Source organism: Psychroflexus tropicus DSM 15496, assembly GCF_000378765.1.
In the GTDB taxonomy this organism is placed as follows: Bacteria; Bacteroidota; Bacteroidia; order Flavobacteriales; family Flavobacteriaceae; genus Psychroflexus; species Psychroflexus tropicus.
Genome location: NZ_KB905342.1, coordinates 788915 through 809838 on the forward strand (window position 1 = coordinate 788915; position 20924 = coordinate 809838).

Annotated in this window: 17 protein-coding genes and 1 pseudogene; 10 read left to right on the forward strand and 8 right to left on the reverse strand. The window is 35.0% G+C overall.

The genetic code is table 11. The features are described from left to right. Positions 1-218 precede the first annotated feature (218 nt). From F598_RS14320 to F598_RS0103575, 3 genes are all read left to right on the forward strand, one after another. Positions 219-524: a hypothetical protein gene (locus F598_RS14320; RefSeq protein ID WP_157594936.1), complete on the forward strand. Its 306-nt coding sequence runs from the start codon at positions 219-221 to the stop codon at positions 522-524. A 95-nt stretch (positions 525-619) separates the two neighbouring features. After that, entirely contained in the window at positions 620-1396 is a 777-nt protein-coding gene (locus F598_RS14870) for a GLPGLI family protein (RefSeq protein WP_019037653.1), read from the forward strand. A 103-nt stretch (positions 1397-1499) separates the two neighbouring features. Further along, positions 1500-4082: a TonB-dependent receptor gene (locus tag F598_RS0103575; protein ID WP_245539745.1), complete on the forward strand. Its 2583-nt coding sequence runs from the start codon at positions 1500-1502 to the stop codon at positions 4080-4082. Positions 4083-4108: 26 nt separating this feature from the next. On the opposite strand, the pseudogene F598_RS14735 reads toward F598_RS0103575, so the two are convergent. Further along, positions 4109-4438, reverse strand: a pseudogene (locus F598_RS14735) (2Fe-2S iron-sulfur cluster-binding protein). A gap of 551 nt (positions 4439-4989) precedes the next feature. Here F598_RS14735 and F598_RS15800 point away from each other — a divergent pair. Continuing rightward, entirely contained in the window at positions 4990-5556 is a 567-nt protein-coding gene (locus F598_RS15800; RefSeq protein ID WP_019037656.1) for a 2Fe-2S iron-sulfur cluster-binding protein, read from the forward strand. 25 nt (positions 5557-5581) lie between these two features. Beyond that, positions 5582-6196: a hypothetical protein gene (locus F598_RS0103590; protein WP_157594937.1), complete on the forward strand. Its 615-nt coding sequence runs from the start codon at positions 5582-5584 to the stop codon at positions 6194-6196. Between the two features lie 260 nt (positions 6197-6456). Here F598_RS0103590 and F598_RS0103595 read toward each other — a convergent pair whose 3' ends face one another. The 6 genes from F598_RS0103595 to F598_RS0103620 all read right to left on the reverse strand — a co-directional run bounded on the left by F598_RS0103595 (position 6457) and on the right by F598_RS0103620 (position 12812). Continuing rightward, positions 6457-6786, reverse strand: a complete 330-nt coding sequence (locus F598_RS0103595) for a 2Fe-2S iron-sulfur cluster-binding protein (protein ID WP_019037658.1) — start codon at positions 6784-6786, stop codon at positions 6457-6459. A 294-nt stretch (positions 6787-7080) separates the two neighbouring features. Continuing rightward, the gene (locus F598_RS0103600) at positions 7081-8142 is read right to left on the reverse strand and encodes an NAD(P)/FAD-dependent oxidoreductase (RefSeq protein ID WP_019037659.1); all 1062 of its coding nucleotides are present in this window, start codon (positions 8140-8142) and stop codon (positions 7081-7083) included. A gap of 28 nt (positions 8143-8170) precedes the next feature. Continuing rightward, on the reverse strand, positions 8171-8425 hold the full coding sequence (locus F598_RS0103605; RefSeq protein ID WP_033408343.1) for a NifU family protein: 255 nt from the start codon (positions 8423-8425) through the stop codon (positions 8171-8173). 5 nt (positions 8426-8430) lie between these two features. Then, positions 8431-9573 carry an Mrp/NBP35 family ATP-binding protein gene (locus F598_RS0103610; protein ID WP_019037661.1) on the reverse strand — a complete coding sequence of 381 codons (1143 nt, stop codon included), beginning with the start codon at positions 9571-9573 and terminating at the stop codon, positions 8431-8433. Positions 9574-9709: 136 nt separating this feature from the next. Beyond that, positions 9710-10687: a LuxE/PaaK family acyltransferase gene (locus tag F598_RS0103615; RefSeq protein ID WP_019037662.1), complete on the reverse strand. Its 978-nt coding sequence runs from the start codon at positions 10685-10687 to the stop codon at positions 9710-9712. A 79-nt stretch (positions 10688-10766) separates the two neighbouring features. After that, a complete protein-coding gene (locus F598_RS0103620; protein WP_019037663.1) occupies positions 10767-12812 on the reverse strand; it encodes a T9SS type A sorting domain-containing protein in 2046 nt (681 codons plus the stop codon). 283 nt (positions 12813-13095) lie between these two features. Between F598_RS0103620 and F598_RS14335 the strand changes: the two genes are divergently transcribed. The 4 genes from F598_RS14335 to F598_RS0103640 all read left to right on the forward strand — a co-directional run bounded on the left by F598_RS14335 (position 13096) and on the right by F598_RS0103640 (position 19167). After that, positions 13096-14379, forward strand: a complete 1284-nt coding sequence (locus tag F598_RS14335; RefSeq protein ID WP_019037664.1) for a hypothetical protein — start codon at positions 13096-13098, stop codon at positions 14377-14379. Positions 14380-14467: 88 nt separating this feature from the next. Further along, a complete protein-coding gene (locus F598_RS0103630; protein WP_019037665.1) occupies positions 14468-17305 on the forward strand; it encodes a TonB-dependent receptor in 2838 nt (945 codons plus the stop codon). Between the two features lie 117 nt (positions 17306-17422). Next, entirely contained in the window at positions 17423-18109 is a 687-nt protein-coding gene (locus F598_RS0103635) for a response regulator transcription factor (RefSeq protein WP_019037666.1), read from the forward strand. Continuing rightward, on the forward strand, positions 18106-19167 hold the full coding sequence (locus tag F598_RS0103640) for a sensor histidine kinase (RefSeq protein WP_019037667.1): 1062 nt from the start codon (positions 18106-18108) through the stop codon (positions 19165-19167). The genes F598_RS0103635 and F598_RS0103640 overlap by 4 nt, the downstream gene beginning before the upstream one ends. Here F598_RS0103640 and F598_RS0103645 read toward each other — a convergent pair. Further along, entirely contained in the window at positions 19124-20185 is a 1062-nt protein-coding gene (locus tag F598_RS0103645; RefSeq protein ID WP_026302501.1) for a glycosyltransferase, read from the reverse strand. The genes F598_RS0103640 and F598_RS0103645 overlap by 44 nt on opposite strands. A 59-nt stretch (positions 20186-20244) precedes the next feature. Here F598_RS0103645 and trmB point away from each other — a divergent pair, with 59 nt between their 5' ends. Continuing rightward, positions 20245-20922, forward strand: coding sequence for a tRNA (guanosine(46)-N7)-methyltransferase TrmB (trmB, locus tag F598_RS0103650; RefSeq protein WP_019037669.1), 678 nt, complete (start codon positions 20245-20247; stop codon positions 20920-20922). Positions 20923-20924 lie beyond the last annotated feature (2 nt).

Here is a 20924-nt window from a genome sequence, read left to right on the forward strand (position 1 = left end):
GTCAAACCGTAATTGTGAAGGAAATATTAAAGCTATCTTTATATAAACAAAAATCATATGCGAATGAGATAGCTATAAGATTAAAAAAAGAGAAAGCTCCTGCCAGGCAGAAGCTTCTCCCGTAAAGGCATGAATACATACACTTCACTGTGAATTGCAAATGTATGGGTTTTCATGAGACGAGCAACTTCTTATGCAAGAAGTATAAAATATCCGGTATGACGATAAACTGCCAAATCAATTTTTTAAATCTTATTAAAATGAAAAATTTATTTTTTGCACTAGCGTTTGTGCTAGTAGGAACCTTTACTTTTGCAGAAACAGGCAAGGTTACAAAATTGAACCAGAACACGACTATTAAGATAGTTGAGTTGACAATTACTAAACTATCTGAAAAAACAGAAGGTGACTGGGCGTGCTGTACTGTTACTAGAAATGGTGGTAGCGCAACTGTATGTCGTAGAGACGGTAATGTTGGCAGAGCCTGCAGAGAAGCGAGAAGGTTAACAAGAGAATTACAGTAATCTTATTTAAATGCAAAACATCATCTTGCTAGAAATAGTAAGATGATGTTTATCAATTATTTAATTCTTAAGTTTAATTTAATTATTCATATATTATGAAACAAATAATATTAGTAATATCCTTTTTATTTTCGTGTATTACATATGCTCAAGATGAAAATTTAGTTTTCCATTTTCAAGTTCAAAAAAACTTTTTAACCTCGGACTACGACTTAATTTTAGGTGGAAATATTGCATTGTGGAAAGAAATGAGTGACCCAAAACAATCAGCATTTAATCCTACATACATACCCGATGAAGATTATAAAAGAAAAGTCTTATTTAAAAACCTTAAATCTAAAGAAGTAATCAGTGAATATGATGTATTAGGTGCTCATTTTTTTGTAAAAGATTCTTTGCACAATATGACATGGACGTTAGTGGATAATGAAACCAAAAAAATATTAGGCTATGACTGTAAGAAAGCTAAAACAATTTTTCATGGCAGAGAATATGAAGTTTTTTATAGCGATGAAATAGCCATTAGTAATGGACCATGGAAGTTTGGCGGTTTACCTGGTATGATCCTTAAAGTTGTTGCCAAAAGCAATAAAGAAAATTATAATATGGAATGTTATAGTATAGAAAAACACAAACAAAACATACCATTAGAATTTACTAATTATTTAAAGAAGAACAAAAAAAAGAAGTTTCAGACTTGGGACGAATTTGTATTAGATTTTAATTCGTTTTTAGACCGATATGTAAAAAGTTTAAAATCTGAAGTAGAAGCAGACGGTGATAGTGGATTTACCTTACATTTCAGTGTAGATAATCATTTAGAGATTTTTTCAGAAAAGGTGCAAACTGATGGGATATTGCTTGAATTTTAGTTTATATGGATATGTTAATGGCAAGAGATTGTATTCATATTATATAATTTTTTTGTTACTAAATTTACTAATTGTTAATCTAAATACTGTTTATTCTCAAACATTGGATGTCTCAGTAACTGATAGTTATGGAAATAATATAAATTCTGTTATAATTACAACTAGGGAATTATCTGATAGCTCAAGAATTAAGGAATTTTTTGAACTAGAAAATGGAAAAGGAAAAATAAAATTAGCAGATACTTACCAAAATATAGTTATCAAATTTAAGAGTTATGGTTATTTTGATACTTCAAAAATTATTCAAACAATTGAAACTGATACTATATATTCCTTACAGGTGATATTAGAAGAGAAACCTCCTGTAAAACTTGATGACATAATCGTAGTAGCTAAAAAAAAACCCTTTAGAATTGTTAAAGATACTGTCTCTTTCAATGTTTCCGAATATTTAGACGGAAGCGAACAAAAAGTACAAGATGTCATAAAAAAATTACCTGGTGTTGAAGTCAATGAGCAATCGGGTGAGATAAAATACAAGGGAAAATCTATTGAAACTGTTACATTAGATGGTGATAATTTATTTGGATTTAACTATACTCTGGGTACAAAAAATATAAATTTGGATATAGTAGATCAAGTTGAAGCCATAGATAATTATGCTGAAAACCCGCTTTTAAAAGGAATAGAACAAGGTGGTAAGGTTTCATTAAACTTAAAATTGAAAAAAGGGAAATTGGATGTTTCGGGCAATTTAGACATTAGTACTGGTTGGTTTGATAATGACGAATTAGCTTTAAATTTAGGTTCGAATATTTTAGGAATAACTAAAACCTATAAATCTTTTGCAACCTTATCTTACAATAATGTTGGTGTTAATCAAACACCTTTTGATTATTTTGGGTTTAGTTTTAATGTTGAACAGCAGAAAGAACAAAACTATTTCGCTGAAAAAATAATACCCGAAACTCGTTTTTCAAATTTATTAGAAGACAGAAGAGCAAATATAAACAATCAGTTTTTTGGGAATTACAATGCTATTTTTAAAATTAGCCCTAAGTTAAATGTTAAAACAAATTTGTATTATTTGCAAGATAGAATAACCACAAATCAACTATTTCAAAATGATTTTCAGATAAATAATGATATTTTCACGACAACAGACAATACTTTCATCACCAAAAAACCACAACAATATCGTGGCGATTTGGAAATAAAATATAATACTTCAAAAACTTCTTTATTAGAATATAATCTAAGACTACGTCAAGAGAACATAGAAACACCTACAACTATAATTCAAAACCAAACCAATGAGTTTAATACATTTTTAAACACCGAAGATTTTTATTTTAAGCAAGATTTATTGTGGACAAAAAAGCTTTCCGATAAAAAGGCATTGCAACTTTCATTGTTTCATTCTTTTAATGATTTGCCACAAACTTTCTCGATAACACCTTCGCTTTTTGATGAAGATGCTTTAATGGATACACAAGAAAGTGAGTTTAAAAGAACATTTTTGGAAGGAAAAGCTACGTATCTAGGTTCAGGCAAAAGAGATAAATATACTTTTACTTTAGGTTCAAATTTTAATTACTCACCATTCCTTTCAAGACTCTTTAATTCAGAAGAAAACATTTCAGAAAACAATTTTGATTACACCCAAAGTAATATTTTTAACACAGGAGTTTACAATTTTAATCGAGGTAAATGGCAAATATCGCCGTCCTATTCCGTTAGGGTTTTAAATCAGAATTTAGAGCAAAACATAATAAATGAAGAGCTAAATCAAGATGATTTCATTTTTGAACCTGCTTTAAATCTAAAGTATAAATTGAATTCAGTTTCCTTTTTATCAGGAAATTTGGGCTATAACCAAAATACAAATGCCGAGCAGTTTTTTTTCTTAAATCAGGTGTTAATTAACAACAGAACGTCTATAAGCAATTTACCACGTTTAGAGTTACAAAACAGTCAAAGATACAGCCTGTTATATTTCAATAATGACTTGTATAATCAATTTCAACTTAATACAAATGTAAGTTACCAAAAGTCAACAGGTAACTTTTTTACTAATCAGAGTATAACAGAAACTACTACTCAAATAGAATATTTCTTTTTACCTCAAGATAACAGCAATTGGAATATGAATATGCAAATTTCAAAATATATCCCATTTACAGAATCTACACTTAAATTAACGAGTAATTACTCGCTTTCAAATTTCAGAAATATTGTAAACAATTCAGATTTAAGGCAAAACCAAAATCAATTTTTAAGCAATTCATTCTTTTGGAAAACCGCTTTTGAAATGCCTGTAAATTTTGAGAATACGTTTACTTATCAATATTCGGAATCAAAAAGCGAAAATCAATCTGCTTTTATTAATAAATCTTGGCAAAATACTTTTAAAGTCATTTTTAAACCAAGCAAAAAATGGTTCTTTATCATTTCATCGGACTATTACTTGCCAAACACAGAACAATCGGATGAGCAATTTTTCTTTTTAGATGCAACTATAAGACATAGACCAAAAAGCAAAAAATGGGGAGCGAGTTTCACAATGCGGAATATTACAAACGAAAATAATTTTGAGCAAGTACAGACGTCTGACATATCAACAACAATTTTTAGAAGTAATTTGCTGCCAAGATATTTTTTATTGAATTTAACCTGGAATTTTTAAACAAAATAAAATATTTTAACTACCGACTACTCCTCACTCGGCGCCAGCTCCACTACAAGCCCTTCTAAGTCTTCTGTAATGGGAATTTGGCAGCTCAACCGACTGTTGTCCTGGACATTAAAAGCTTCTGCCAGCATGGCTTCCTCGTCGTCTTCTTTTTCGGGAAGTTCGGTGTCCGACTGGATGTAACACTAGCAAGAGGCGCACATCGCCATTCCACCGCAAATTCCAATAGTGCCCTCAGGAGCGAGTTCGTAAGAACGAATCACTTCCATCAGGTTCATAGCCATATCTGTTTGCGCATCTACGTGGTGAGCAGTGCCTTCTCGATCTATAATGGTGATTTTTACATCCATTGTTTTAGCAATATTCAAATGATAAATTTATTTAATCCAAACTGATTTTCAGGTGATTGTAACCAGTTTTAAATGATAGTTAAACCATAGACCTCAAATGTCCCAAAGCTTTGGGCACTGTGAGGTTTTGTGTGTTTTTCAAAATTTTTAAAGTTAACAATTCTTACTTTGTAACTAAAAATTTAGTTTGTAAAAAGTTTTATTATAAACATCTGATAATAAATGAATTATTGATGTGTAGTCTTTAGATAACTGCCAAAACTTTACGGTTTAACCGCACCAAGTTTACGGTGAAACCGTAATTGTGAAAGAAATATTAAAGTTATCTTTAGTTAAACAAAAACGTTGTGCCAATGAGATAGCTATAAGATTTAAAAAAAGAGAAAGCTCCTGCCAGGCAGAAGCTTCTCCCGTAGAGGCATGAATACATACACTTCACTGCGAATTGCAAATGTATGGGTTTTCATGAGATGAGCAACTTCTTATGCAAGAAGTATAAAATATTCGGTATGATGATAAACTGCCAAATCAATTTTTTAAATCTTATTAAAATGAAAAATTTAAAGATAATTCCAGTTTTTTGCTTTTTAGCTTATAGTTTGATTTCCTGTGAAAAAAATGAAGTTAATATAGATGAGGCATTAACATTCAAAGATATTGAAGCTATTTTTGAAATGAAAGAACCATTTAGTATAAAAGCCAAAGAGACAATTCTTAACCGATATGGAAGCTTAGAAAATTATTTAGAAATTGTTGAAGAGAAAAGACAACAATTATATAATAAGAGGATAAACTCCGAATCTAACTCAATAGCGAAGGTTAGTTATAAAGTTAAATTAATATCCCCTGAATACCTTGATAAACTTACAATACATGTAAAAGATGATGAAACTATTTTAGATGTTGCAGAACAACAAGGTATTGATTTACCATATTCAGACAGAGCTGGTGCAAGTAGTACTTGTGCTGCTTTGCAGATGAGTGGCGTACCAGTTGACCAATCAGAACAGTCTTTCTTAGATGAAGATTTACTTGAAGCTGGCTATGTTTTGCTCTGTGTTGCTTACCCTAAATCAAGGTGTACCATGCTTACTCATCAAGAAGATACGATGTTTTAGTAAAATGAAAGGAGTGGTAATTATTATGACATTACTTGTACAAGTAATGTCATATTCTCAAATAAAAAAAGAAGAAAATATTTTAATAAGTGATTCAATCAGAAGATATATTATTAAAAATAAGGCGAAAATTGATTCTTTAAAAAAAATCAACTATATAAATAGAAAGTATGAATATCTAGATTCTACTTTCAAGATAACTATTTCAAGCAATAAATTTCAAACGATTATTGATAAAAGAATTAAAGAAGTCAAAAATTATAATGATTCTTTGATGGTAGTATTATTATATGAATTAAAAGACGATAACGCAGTTAATATAGCTTTTCATAGAATTTTATATTCATGGGAGAAAGTTGGGTTTCATATTTGGGAAACCCCTGAAAATGCAAAAAAAATTTCTAATGGCTTTGGAATCAATCATCCTTATGAATTTATGAATTATTTATATGACGAGAAAAAAGATATTTTAAAAGATTTTTTTTTAATGATGTTAACAGATAAACTTAAAGCCTATTTAAAAACAGATACATTTACTTTTGACAATAAACAATTATTAAAAACTCTATATAAGAATAATCCTAGGAGAATAAAATTGTATAAAAAATATGTCAAAAATAAAAGTATACACTCACACTAAATAATCGCAAGCATCTTGTAAATGAATATTTATCTCTTCGAAGTTTGTCATATTGAAGCTTATTGTCATGATAATTTAATGATGTGAAGCTGCAAACTTCGCCTGGCTGTAAAACCTTAATTATTGGTTATGATGCGAAGTTAAAATATCGTACATTTAGGAACAAAAGATTCTGTGATTGGAAAAAATGCGGCTATAAACTTTCCTGAGATTCCTCTTTAATTCACCCAGATATTTTTATTTTGACTACCGACTACTCACTACTCCTCACTTGGCGCCAATTCAACCACGAGGCCTTCTAAATCTTCTGTTATTGGAATCTGGCAGCTCAAGCGGCTGTTGTCCTGGACGTAAAAGGCTTCTGCCAGCATAGCTTCTTCTTCATCCTCTTTCTCTTGGAGTTCGGTATCCGACTGGACGTAACACTGGCAGGAGGCGCACATCGCCATTCCACCGCAAATTCCAATAGTGCCCTCAGGAGCGAGTTCGTAAGAACGAATCACTTCCATCAGGTTCATAGCCATATCTGTAGGGGCATCTACTTCATGAGCAGTACCTTCCCGATCTATAATTGTAATTTTTACATCCATTATGGTAGCGATATTCAAAGTGGCAAAACTATAGAATCGGAAGGGATTTACGGCTGACCTCAGTCAGTTTTAAATGAAGTTTATAAGTCTGCTAATAAATACTTTAATCAGCCAAAAGTTTAAATTTTCAAACTTTTTACATTTTAAGACCTCACAGGTTTTAAAACCTGTGAGGTCTTAAAATTATTTTATAAGAATAAAGGCCCTCTACCATTGACTATGACTAATTCTACTAATCAAAAAACGCCTTGCTTCATTATTGAAGCAAGGCGTTAAATATATTTAGGACCAACTTTAATCGATACTTCTAATTACAGACTTTGGCGCTTCTTTTTTAGTTCCATCAAAACCAGCAACACCACCAACGGTAGTATATTTTAAAACGTTGCGTTTTCCAGGATGGATTTTTGCAAAGGCGCTTTGGCACATCAAAGTTGCTTCATGAAATCCACAAAGAATTAATTTTAATTTACCAGGATACGTATTCACATCGCCAATGGCATAGATGCCAGGAATGTTGGTCTGGTAATCTAAAGTATTATCGACTTTAATGGCATTTTTTTCAATTTCTAAACCCCAGTCTGCAATAGGTCCGAGTTTTGGCGATAAACCAAATAATGGAATAAAGTAGTCAGTTTCTAAGGTATAATCCTCTTCTGGATTGTTATTTTTTCTAACCGAAACCGATTCAAGTTGACCATCACCGTGTACATCCACAATTTCTGCAGGGGTAATCAATTTAATCTTACCCATATCTTTGAGTTCTTTTACTCGATCTACAGACTCTAGTGCTCCTCTAAATTCATTTCTTCTATGGACCAGTGTCACGTCTGAAGCTACATCGGCTAAGAATATACTCCAATCGAGAGCTGAGTCACCACCACCAGCGATAACCACCGATTTATCTCTGAATTGTTCTGGATCTTTAACCATATAATTCACTCCTTTGTCTTCAAAATTTCCAATATTAGGAATTGGGGGTTTTCTTGGAACAAAGCTTCCCAGACCACCAGCAATAGCAACAATAGGGGCGTGGTGTTTAGTTCCCTGATCTGTGGTCACAATGAAACTGCCATCTTCCTGTTTTTCAATATGCTGAGCTTTTTCTCCGAGTGTAAATCCCGGTTGAAAGGATCTAATTTGTTCCATCAAATTATCAACTAGTTGTCCAGCTTTTACTTCTGGAAAGCCTGGAATGTCGTAGATGGGTTTTTTTGGATACAATTCGGATAATTGCCCGCCTGGTTGAGGAAGGGCGTCTATAATATGACACTTTAGTTTTAATAATCCTGCTTCAAATACAGCGAAAAGTCCTGTAGGTCCTGCTCCAATAATCAGAATATCAGTTTTGATCATATCAAAATCTATTAATTTTAAGGTCTTTTTATGCGAGTTGATCTGCTTTAATATTTATGACTTCCTTAATTTGAGGGGCGTGTTTTTTGATAGTCATTTCTACGCCAGATTTCAAAGTCATTTGGTTGACTGTGCAGTCTACACAGGTACCCATGAGTTGAACTTTGACTATAGAATCGTCTTCAATCGAAATGAGCTCGATGTCACCACCATCGCTTTTCAAAAAGGGGCGGATTTCATCAAGAGCGACTTCTACGGTTTGTCTTAATTCTTGTCCTGTCATCATAGTTATTTGTTTTTTACAGCGCTACAGCCAGCCATGGTTGTAATTTTGATAGCTTCTGTAGGCGGTAGATTTTTATTTCTGCTTACCACTTGCTGGACGGTGTTACGCGTTAACTCGGTAAAGGAGTCACTTAATGGTGTACCTTCCTGTAATGCTGCTGGTCTACCTACATCACCAGATTCTCTTAAACTTTGTACCAAAGGGATTTCGCCTAAAAAAGGGACTCCAATATCTTCAGATAGGTATTTTGCTCCCTTCTCTCCAAAAATATAATATTTATGATCTGGTAACTCAGCAGGAGTAAAGTAAGCCATATTTTCACAAATTCCTAATACGGGAACGTTGATACTTTCCTGTTGGAACATAGATACCGCTTTTTTAGCATCAGCTAAAGCTACATTTTGAGGTGTACTTACAATCACCGAACCTGTAATAGGCATAGACTGCATAATAGAAAGATGGATATCACCAGTACCTGGAGGTAAATCTACCAAAAGAAAGTCTAGCTCACCCCAATCGGCATCAAATATCATTTGGTTGAGTGCCTTAGCAGCCATAGGTCCTCTCCAAATTACAGCCTGATCGGGCTTAGTGAAAAACCCAATAGATAGCAGTTTAACCCCGTAATTCTCGATAGGCTTCATTTTGGACTTACCGTCTTTTTTTACTGAAAGTGGTTTTTCATTAGCAACGTCAAACATGATAGGGCCAGATGGACCGTAAATGTCTGCATCCAGCAATCCGACTTTAAATCCCATTTTAGATAAGGAAACAGCAAGATTGGCGGTCACAGTAGATTTTCCTACACCACCCTTTCCAGAGGCCACTGCAATAATGTTTTGAATACCAGGAATGGGTTTTCCTTTTATTTCATTTACGTTGCTCTTATTTTGTGGAGCTTCTACTGTTATTTTTACCTCAACTTTTGCTTTATTATAAACGTGCTCGTGGATGGCTTTCATGACATCTACTTCGGCCCGTTTTTTAATGTGCAAGGCTGGAGTTGAAAGTTTTAAATCAACGACAACTTCATCGCCAAACGTAACTATATTTTGTAAAGCTCCGCTTTCTACCATGTTTTGGCCTTCTCCAGCTACGCTTATCGTTTCTAAGGCTTTTTTTATCTCGTCTTTATTGAGTTTCATAAATGAATCTGATTCTATTAAGATTTAATCTAAATGCAAATATACAAGTTAATCCGCTATTTGCTTGTAATTGAATACGTTTTACAGGTATTCTTAGGGATAAATTAACGACTTCAGAGGGGGTTGACTATCAACTTTATAACACAAGTAAATTACACCCTCTAATATCACTTTGGTCAAATCTCCCCAGGATTTCAAATTCTTTAGAATTGATTTGCTTTCCTAAATCTTGTGTTGCAATAAATGGACAGGAGTCTACATTAGCCAAGTCGATGACATTTATTCCACCAGTTTTACCGTGTTCAAGATAAGTTAATGGATCCTCGGTATCTCTAATTAGAATTTTCATGTGAGAGGGGCATTCAAACCTGCTATGACCTTTTGAATAGGCCTGGGACAGCAGTTCTGTCATTCCATATTCGCTATGTATACGATTTACCCCGAACCCTTTTGCAAGAATTTTATGAAGTTCTTCGCGAATCATCTCCTTTCGTCTGCCCTTCATTCCACCGGTTTCCATAATTATTGTGTTTCTTAACTCAAAGGATTCTTTTTCTATTAAATCTAATAATGCAAAAGAAACGCCTATGAGCAGTATCTTATGGCCAGATTGATCTAATTTTTTTAAAGTTTTGGAGAGTTGTTCCAGATCGTCTAAGTAAAAACCACTCTCAGAAAATTCACTTTTTTTTATAAAATGATCGACCATATAAATCAAAGATGAGCCTTCTCGTTCAAGATACGAAGGGAGTAAGCCAAGAATAACATAGTCTTCTACTGGACCGTAGAACTCAGTAAATGTTTTTGTAAAGCTATCAATGTAGATAGATAAATCCCTAACATGATGTTTACTTTGCTTTTGACCGGTCGTCCCACTGCTTAAAAAAGTAACCTGAGGTGAGAATTTTCCTTTCTTTACCTCATGCGTTTTAAAAAATTCAATGGGTAAAAAGGGAATGTCCTTTATGGTCTTAACATCAGCTTTTTTAATTTTCAGATGGTCACAAAATTGCCGGTAAACCAGATTGGAATCATATTGCTCATGAAATAAAGACAAAGCCTTTTTTAAAAAGTTTATGTCTGATTTTATTTCTAATGAAGGCTTGGTATTCATAGTTTTCATTCAATTTCAAAAGTAATAAAAAAGCACCCTTATAAAAGGGTGCTAAGAACTAAAAAGAATGAAGATGAATTTATTCAATAATCACCTTTTTGGTTAGTGAAGAAGAGCCTTGTTTGATTTTTAATAAATAGACTCCTGCATTGAGATTTGAGACATCTATACGTTTTGAAGTATGTGTGTTAAGGACGCGTTGACCTAACATGTTGTATAAATCGATTTCAAATTCTCCCTCTATTGAACTTTCTATATATATAACTCCGTTAGATACAGGATTTGGAAATAATTTGAAGCTTGTAATATCAAAGATATTTGTATTTAGAGTGGTAGTATAGGTGCCGATTGGCCATGGATTTGTAGCAGAAGCTTGTGAGGTGTCATCATCATTTTCGTTTATACCGCTGAACGTCCAATTACCAACAACAAAAGCAGTCCCATCAGGCCCTGTGTTATTATTTCTATAAGCCCAACCATCAAGGTAATCCCAGGATTCTCCAGAACCATCCACATTAATATCTCCAAAAGTATCGATAATAGTTCCGTTTTGAAATAGTTCAATGGCATCGTCACCGTTGTTATTTGCAACACTTGAAACATAATCAGAATCAAAGCCGAAAAAGGTGTTGAAGTTTGGAGCCTCTGAGGAAATATAAATAAAATCTCCAGCTGTGGCAGTTGTTTCTGGAAAAGTAAATTCCTCTCCGTCTGTGCCATCACCATTGTTAGCACTTCCAACGCCAAACGTACTCATGTCTGAAATATCTCTAACCACATAAATTTCGATGACTTTAGGAGTTCCTCCAGATAAGGGTCCGTCAAACACTCCAGTGATGATCATATCGTTAGTTACCTCACCAAAAACGTTACCGCTCAATGTTCTAGTTTCTGTATCTGCACTTACAGATGACACCTCCAAAGTTCCAGAATAAGGGCCTTCAGCAAGTCCAGAAGCAAGTCTTACAAAAACAGTTTCAGAGGCATTTCCGCCGGTTTGGAGAATTTCAATATTATTGGAGAAGCCTGTACCAGATGTTAAAGAGACTTCAAACTCAGAAGGCACAGTAATATTAATATTATCGATTAAGAATTGACCTTCAACTATAAAGCTTACTTCTGTAGAAGGGCCTTCTCCAAGATCATAATTTAACCCTGAAATATCACCAGTTTGTACGTCTAGTTGAGGTGTTGCGGCTAAGACTTCTCCCGACACATTTATAACTTCTGTTACTCCACTAGAACTGGCAGTAACTTCTCCATTAAAATCTCCAGCAGATAAACCTGACTGCAACCTCACGAAAACTTCCGTTGAAGGAACTTCTCCATCGGTTTCTGCCAAATTGATAGCATTTGAAAAACTACCTTCAGAAGTAAGTGATACTTCAAAATTTGTTGGGGCTGTTACAGTAATATCCTCAGTTAAATTCAATCCTTGAACTGTAAAGGAACCCTCAGCATTCGTTGGATCAAAGTTACCCTCAAAATAAAATAAATTAGCGACATCTGCTCCTGTAACGATTGAAGCAGTTCCTCCTCCTGTAGGGCTGTAAGTTCCAAAAGGGACTAGTGTGCTAAACACTGTACCTGCGTTACAAAGTCCCTCACCATCAAGAAGATTGGGACCTCCAAATGCCCAATTCGCTGGGTTGAAGTTTCCTCCATTTGGTGTTGAACCATTTAGCCTGTAGGCATAGCTATCCAAATGATCCCAAGCAGTTCCCGATCCGTCTACACCGTCTTCGCCAAACCTGTCGATGATGGCATCTGTTGGATCATTAAGTTGAAATCCATCATTTCCATTTCCGTTGATAGATCCACTCACTATAAAATTGGTCGAAATTCCAAACTCTTGAAGTAAGATGTTCTCATCGTTAGTTACATACACAAAATCATCAGTAACACTTCCTAAGCCAGAAATATCAATAGTGGTGGTAAACCCTCCGCCATTGGACTGTCTTACAATATTCCAATCTGTAAAGTCAACGGTGCCGTCGACATAAATCTCCAAGGTTCTCCCATCAGCTCCAGGGCAAGTAGAGTCAATATAGCCTGTAATAATAGGAGATTGAGCGTAAGTCAATACAGTTATCAATAAGGATAACAACAATGTAATTTTTTTCATAATAAATTATTTAAAGTTTATTCAAAAATAAGAGAAAACTTTGAATTCTGTTAAGTCTTTGAGTTCGATATCAGTGTCTTAACCTTAACATAAACTTCTTTTTCCCAGAAGGATAGGCATTACCTAAGATTATGATTTTTGGAATTTTTCTGAATGTTAAGCCTGGATTAAACTTCTCTCAATCTATTAATCCACCTGTAATCTTTTGTTAACGGCTACATAACATCGAAGCTTGATTCTGCATGTAAGTTTGCTTCATCTTAAAAACTTTAAACATACTAAAATGAAAAAATTAATTTTATCTACAATTTTACTGACATCACTATTTCTAGTTTCATGTACTAGTGATGATGATGTACTTACTGGTCCAGCAGAAGGTGGTAATCCCGGTGAAGGAGAAACGTTTGTAGTTTCTGGCACTATTCAGGAAGATCAAACGTGGACTAAGAATACTGTATATGTTTTAGATGGAAAAGTTGTTGTAGATGGAGGTGCTACCTTAACCATCGAACCAGGAACTATAATAAAAGGGGCTGAAGGTGTTCAGACTCAGGCTTCTGCACTAATCATTGATAGAGATGCTACGCTAAATGCTAATGGAACTGCACAAGAACCAATTATTTTTACATCTATTTTAGATAACATACAAGCCGGACAAACAGTAAGCCCTAATTTGACTGTAAATGACAGGGGACTCTGGGGAGGTGTGATCGTTTTAGGAAATGCACCAAGTTCTTTTGAAGGTGATGCTACTGAGGAGTTAATTGAGGGTATTCCAGCGAATTCAGGTTTTGGACTCTATGGAGGTAGTGATTCAAACGATAGTTCTGGTAATATAGAATATATCTCTATTCGTCATGGTGGTGCTAATATTGGTGAGGGAAATGAAATCAATGGTTTGACTCTTGGTGGAGTTGGAGCAGGTACTACAATCAATCATATAGAAGTTATTGCTAACCTAGACGATGGTGTTGAGTTTTTTGGAGGAACTGTAGATGCTTCAAACATAATTGTATGGGGAGTTGGTGATGATTCCGTTGACATAGATCAGGCTTACAGTGGTACAATAAGCAATGTCGCTATCGTCATGAATAATGTATCAGACCATGGTTTAGAAATCGACGGGCCAGAAGGTTCTTTAAATGGTATGTATACACTTGAGAATGTGACTATTTTCTCAGACGATTCAGAGACAAACGCGAACTCAGGTAATAGAGAATTTGCTCAATTCCGATCTAGTGCCATGGGTATTAATAATAATATCTTATTAGTAGGAGGTCTTGAAACTTCAGACTTTACCTTGCAAGACAATCAAGGGGTGGCAGACAATTACAACGCAGAACAGTTGATGTTTTCAAACATTGAAATTGTACTTCCTGCTGGTGTAACAGATGTTGCTACTTTATTTACAGATGCTTCTGGGTTGACTTCGTTTCAAGATGATGCTAAAGGAACAAACGGTTTTGTAACTGTTGTTGAAGATACAAATTCAGCTAATACGGGGGCTAATTTGTCTGTTTTTGGATGGACCTGGGTCTCAGAAGCAGCATCTACTTTAGGGTTTTAGGTTGACGAAATAATTAAATTAAAAAGAATGGTATTGCCTGGTTTTATGACCGGGCAATACTAGTATTATAAATAGTAAGTTGATTTTTATGAATAAGTATTTGAAGTTTTTTTTATTAGGAGTTTTAGGATTAGGATTCCAGACACTAACTGCACAAAATGGCAAAATTGAAGGTAAAATTTTAGATGGTGAATTAGATGATGTTTTACCTTTTGCAAATGTGACAGTTCTTGGAACGAGTAAAGGGAGTACATCCGATTTTGATGGACTGTATTCTATTAGCCTGGAGCCTGGGGTCTATACAGTTACTTTTTCTTTTGTAGGCTATCAAGTGAAGGAGATTACAGAAGTGGTAATCAAAGAAAATGAAACAACACGTGTTGACGTTACACTAAACTCTGCAGCAGCAAGTCTACAGGAAGTTGTTATAACAACAACGGCAAGAAGAAATACGGAAGCTTCTGTACTAAATTTACAAAGAAAATCGGTAAAAGTTTCTGACGGGCTTTCACTTGAAGGCATGAAGAGAACTGGAGCTAGTAATGTCGCTGCTGCAGTAAAAAATATACCAGGCGTTTCTGTACAGGGAGGGAAATATGTATTTGTAAGAGGTCTTGGCGATCGTTACACGAAATCTATTTTGAATGGTATGGATATTCCTGGCTTAGACCCAGATAGAAATACGCTCCAGATGGATGTTATACCTTCTAATATTATTGAAAATATTATTGTTTCTAAAACTGCAACTGCAGATATGCCAGCAGATTTCACAGGAGGAGTAGTAGATATAGTTACTAAAGACTTTCCGTCAAGAGAAACCTACAGTTTAAGTGCAGGTGGAGCCTATAATTTTGACATGCATTTAAATTCAAACTACTTAGAGGGTAGCTCTTCCCCAACAGATTTTTTAGGCTATGATTATGGGGATAGAAACCTGCCCTTGGCAGAAAACTTAGAAATTCCTTCTCCCGTTGGAAATGGACTGAATAGCGATGGATTGAGCATTACTACCATAACTCAAGCTTTTGATAAGAAATTGGCAGCAGATCGAACCACAAGCCCTGCAAACTTCAATTTTAGTTTTTCTGCGGGCAATAGCTACGATGTGGGGGAGAAAGGCAATAAAATAGGCTATCTAGCTAATGTTTCTTACAGAAATACCACAGAGTACTTTGCAGATTTAGAACAAAACTTCTTTTTCAAACCTATTTCACTTTCTGAAACAGAATTAACACCCAACAGAACACAAACTGGGGATTTAGGTTCCAACAATGTATTGCTCAGTGGTCTTGCAGGTTTATCTTATAAAACCGAAAAATCTAAATACAGTTTTAATGTGCTGCATCTTCAAAATGGAGAGTCAAGAGCAGCTAAATTTAGAACATTTACTTTTATTCAGGATGATATCGAAGTCGTAAGGGATAATATTGAATATACCCAAAAATCTATCACTAACTTGAATCTTAATGGTTCTCACGTTAACGAAGACGCATCCTGGGAGATAGATTGGGCATTGTCCCCAAGTTTCTCTAATATTAAGGATAAAGATGTAAGGGTAACACCTTTTGAAGTAATTGGAGAAAACCAGTTTTCTATTCGTCCTAGTACAGCTGGTGCACCACAGCGTTTGTGGAGAGATTTGGAGGAAATTAACCTTGCTGGTAAAATAGATTTTACTAAAAAGCATGAGGTGTTGGGTAAAAGTGCAAATCTGAAGTTTGGTTCAGCATATACCTATAAAGCACGTGACTTTAGAATTAATAACTACAATATGCTTATCAAAGGGAGTTCTGCAATTTCTATTGATGGTGACGCAGACAACCTTTTACTGGATGAAAATATCTGGCGTTCATCTACTAATAGTGGAACCTATATCCAGGGTAATTTTGAACCTGCTAACAATTTTGAGTCAAACTCTACAGTTGCTGCAGTTTATGCTTCAGAAGAATTCAAAATCTCAGAAAAGCTGAAAAGTGTAATAGGCTTAAGGTTTGAAAATTATCAATTGAATTACACTGGTGTAAATAACCAGGGCACATTAGATCTTAATGATGAGCAAATTCTGGATAAAGCAGATTTATTCCCTTCGGCTAACTTTATCTATGCTGTGAATGATAATACCAACTTAAGAGCTTCATATTATGAGACAACAGCAAGACCATCTTTTAAGGAAGCTTCCATTGCTCAAATTTTTGACCCGCTAAGTGATATTACGTTTATCGGTAACATTGACATTCAACCCTCATATATTAGTAACTTTGATTTTAGATATGAACGCTACGGAGACAACGGTCAGCTTTTTGCTGTAAGTGCATTTTATAAAAAATTCACAGATCCTATAGAGCTGGTTGCCTTCCCGGAAGCTCCAAACAATTTACAACCCCAAAATGTAAATTCAGCTGATGTGTATGGTGTTGAACTTGAAATCAGAAAAAACTTTGGTTTCCTTTCAGAAGACCTTAGCAAGTTTAGTGTCAATGCCAATTTTTCTGTGATTGAGTCAGTTGTTAAAATGTCTCAGCAAGAATTTGAATCTAGACAACTTGCAGCAAGAGATGGCGAAACCATCGACGACGAAAGAGATTTGCAGGGGCAGTCTCCATACCTTATCAATATAGGATTACGATATGATGACAATGAGAAGGGCTGGCAAGGTGGTCTGTTCTATAATGTACAGGGTGAAACTTTAGAGGTGGTAGGTATTCGTAATGTTCCTGATGCTTTCACTCAACCCTTTCACAATCTAAATTTTAGAATCTCTAAAGCTTTTGGAGAAGATAAGCAGTCCTCTATCAATTTTGGATTCAGTAACTTATTAAACGATGTTATTGAAACTAATTATAACTCTTTTCAGGCAGATTCCAGAATTTATTCCCGAAGAGATCCTGGTCAGCAGATTTCTTTAGGCTACTCCTATAGTTTTTAAATAGTTTTGATATTAGCCAAAAAGCTGTTCTGACTAGAGCAGCTTTTTTTGTATCTATTCTTAACTTTTAGCTAATATTCAATTCCCTAAATTTGTCATTATCAAAACTAAAACTTCATGAAAAAATCAGACATCACTATTCTCGTTGTGGATGATGATCCAGATATCTTAGAGATTTTAAATTATAATTTGAGCGCCGAAGGTTATAAAGTGATCACTGCAGAGAATGGAGCTGAGGGGGTAAAAAAAGCCAAGAAGAAAAACCCTCATCTCGTAATTTTGGATGTGATGATGCCCGAGATGGACGGTATTGAAGCCTGTGAAAAAATCAGAGAAACCAAAGGCCTGGAAAATACGATCATTACATTTTTAACCGCTAGAGGTGAAGATTATTCTCAGGTAGCTGGATTTGATGCTGGAGCAGATGATTATATTACAAAGCCAGTTAAGCCTAAAGTCTTAATGAGTAAAGTAAAAGCTTTATTAAGACGGTTTAAGGCGAACTCACCAGAAAAAAATATTGTAGAGATTGGTGACATCATCATCAATCGTGATGAGTATAAAATTTACAATCACGGGACAGAAATGAACTTGCCTCGAAAAGAATTTGAATTATTATCTTTACTTACTTCTGAGCCCAATAAAGTCTTTAAAAGAGATGATATCCTCAATACGGTTTGGGGGAATGAAGTAGTTGTAGGAGGGAGGACTATTGATGTCCACATTCGAAAATTAAGAGAAAAATTAGGCGACGCTAAGTTTAAGACCGTTAAAGGTGTCGGTTATAAGTTTGTACATGAATGAGTACTAAGTTTAAAAGATCCTATAAGTTTGCCCTCAAGACGTCTACTTATATCACAATTTTACTAACGGGTCTTATTGCCCTTTATGAATACATACAACTCGAAGTCAATTTGCCTTCCATTTTGGTTTTTGCGCTGATCTGTTTTGTGTTTTCTTTTTTCATCATTCAACTGAGAATAGAATTTTTTATTTACAAAAGGGTGAAGTCCATCTACGATAGTGTTTCTATTTTAGACCAATCCAGCTTAACAGGTCAAAGAACAACCTCCGATATGAAGACCTTAACCGAGGAAGTCGAGCGTTTTGCAAAAGGTAAAAAACTGGAAATTGAATCCTTAAAAGTAAGAGAGAATTACAGAAAAGAATTTATCGGTAATGTTTCTCATGAATTGAAAACCCCTTTATTTACTGTGCAAGGTTATATTCTCACCCTTTTAGATGGTGCTATTAAAGATAAAAAAGTAAGAAAAAAATACCTTAATAGAGCCAGCAAGGGTGTGGATAGATTGATTTACATTGTTAAAGATCTGGATATGATCACCAAGTTGGAAACTGGTGATCTCAACTTGTATATTGAAAGTTTTGACTTGGTGGAGCTGGTAGAAAGTGTTTTTGATCTTCTGGAGATGAAATCTGCTAAAAAAGAAATCAGCCTGAGTTTTGATAAGGACTATCCGCCGATTTACGTCGATGGCGATAAGGAAAGAATACAGCAAGTAGTTACCAACTTGATTGTAAACTCCATTAAATACGGCAAAAAAGGCGGAACCTCTGAAATAAGCTTCGAAGAGTTGAAGGATTCTAAAATCATGCTTCGAGTCACCGATAATGGTGAAGGCATTGAGAAGGAGCATATCCCAAGATTATTTGAGCGTTTCTTTAGAGTAGATAAAACAGGCTCCAGGAGAGAAGGGGGCTCTGGATTAGGTCTTTCTATTGTAAAACACATCATAGAGGCCCATAATGAACAAATTTCGGTAGATAGTGTATTTGGAATTGGAAGTGAATTTGCTTTTACACTTCCAAAAGCTCAGGATATTGAGGTGGAGGAAACCTAGTGAACTTACTAGATTTAAAACCTGAATATAATTCACTTTTTCTAAGGTCCTTATTTGTAAAATCTTTCTGAGGACAGAAAGGGGCAATCTTCATCTGCTCCAGGCGCTTTGCTAGATAAATCTGTTCTCCCTGATGAGGAGTAGGGATAAAAAAGGCTTTTTTACCCAGGCAAGCTAAATCCATCACTGAGGAATAACCAGACCTGCAGATCACTAGTCGAGATTGATTGATCAGAGAATTAAGCTCTTCTGATTTTAAATGATTGTATATCTTAAGGTTTGGTGTGCTTTCAAGGCTGTCTTTTTCGTAAACACCTCTTATCAATACGCAGGACTTAGAACCGAGTGTTTTGAAAAGGCGAATCAATTGGTTTTCCAATTGAGTTCTTAAAGGCTCAGGGCCTGAGATGATCGCCAGATAGTCTATAGTTTTGTCTTTTTCCTCCTTTTTAAATCGACTTAAAATACCAACCTTGATCACAGGAACTTTAACCTGACTAGACTTGCTTAATACTCCGCTGAGATTTTGTTCATTGAGTGTATCAGGTACCCAAACTTCTGCAAATCGATTGAGTTGCTTGGCATTAAAATAAGAAGAAGTGAATGAAAACAATCCAGCCTTGAACTGAAGTTGATGACAGATGATAACCGACTTTACTGAAGGTGAAAAGGCTCCAAATCTATGGTCAGAAATGATGAGGTCTACTCCATGTTTTTGGACGTAATCCTCTACAAGTTGTTCATCTTTAAGTGCCCGCTTTTGTAATCCGAAACCTTGAAGCACCAATTTTAAATAAAAAAACAAGCCAGATTTTGAATAACTTACCGTGCTGGAGTTTAATTCCAGTGTACTCAGCGTTGGGAACTCATCTTTCAAAAGACTTAATGCATTGCCATCCGAAGCTATACTGACTTTACATCCAAGTTTTAAACAATGGGCTATAACAGGCACACACCTGCTAGCATGGCCTAAACCCCAGTTGAGTGGTGAGACGAGAACGTGAGTTGGTAATGCCAATTAGGTAAGTTTTGCTTATCCGTAAATTTAGTTAATTTTACACGAAATTTTCAGTAAAAGTGGGGAGTAAAAACAAATTAAAGCGATTCAAAGACAACGAAATTTTTGATAATGTAGTTCAGCCTACTCGATCTGAAATTGTTGATCAAACCTATCCGTATAAAGGCCGTTGGAAACAGGATTTTTTCAAAAATGATAATCCTCTAGTTTTAGAGCTTGGCTGTGGTAAGGGCGAATATACGGTTGGCCTCGCTAAACGAAATCCAGACTGTAATTATTTAGGAATAGACATTAAAGGAGCTCGGTTTTGGAGAGGAGCCAAAACGGCTCTGGAAGATGATATGCCCAATGCAGGTTTTCTGAGAACACAAATAGAGCTGGTAGATCAGATATTTGCCCCAGGAGAAGTCGATGAAATCTGGATCACATTTCCAGACCCTCAAATTAAATGGAAGCGAACAAAACATAGAATGACAAATCCTAAGTTTCTGGATAAGTACAAACGGATCTTAACTCCTGGAGGGCTTATTCATTTAAAAACGGATAGCGAATTTATGCATGGTTACACCTTAGGCATACTTGAAGGCTTAGGACATGATATTATTTACGCCCATCATGATATTTATGTAAATCATGAGGCTCCAGAGGAGGTAGTTGGTATTCAGACCTTTTACGAACAGCAATATCTGGATCAAAAAAAATCGATTACCTATTTGAAATTCAGACTTAAGGACTAAAA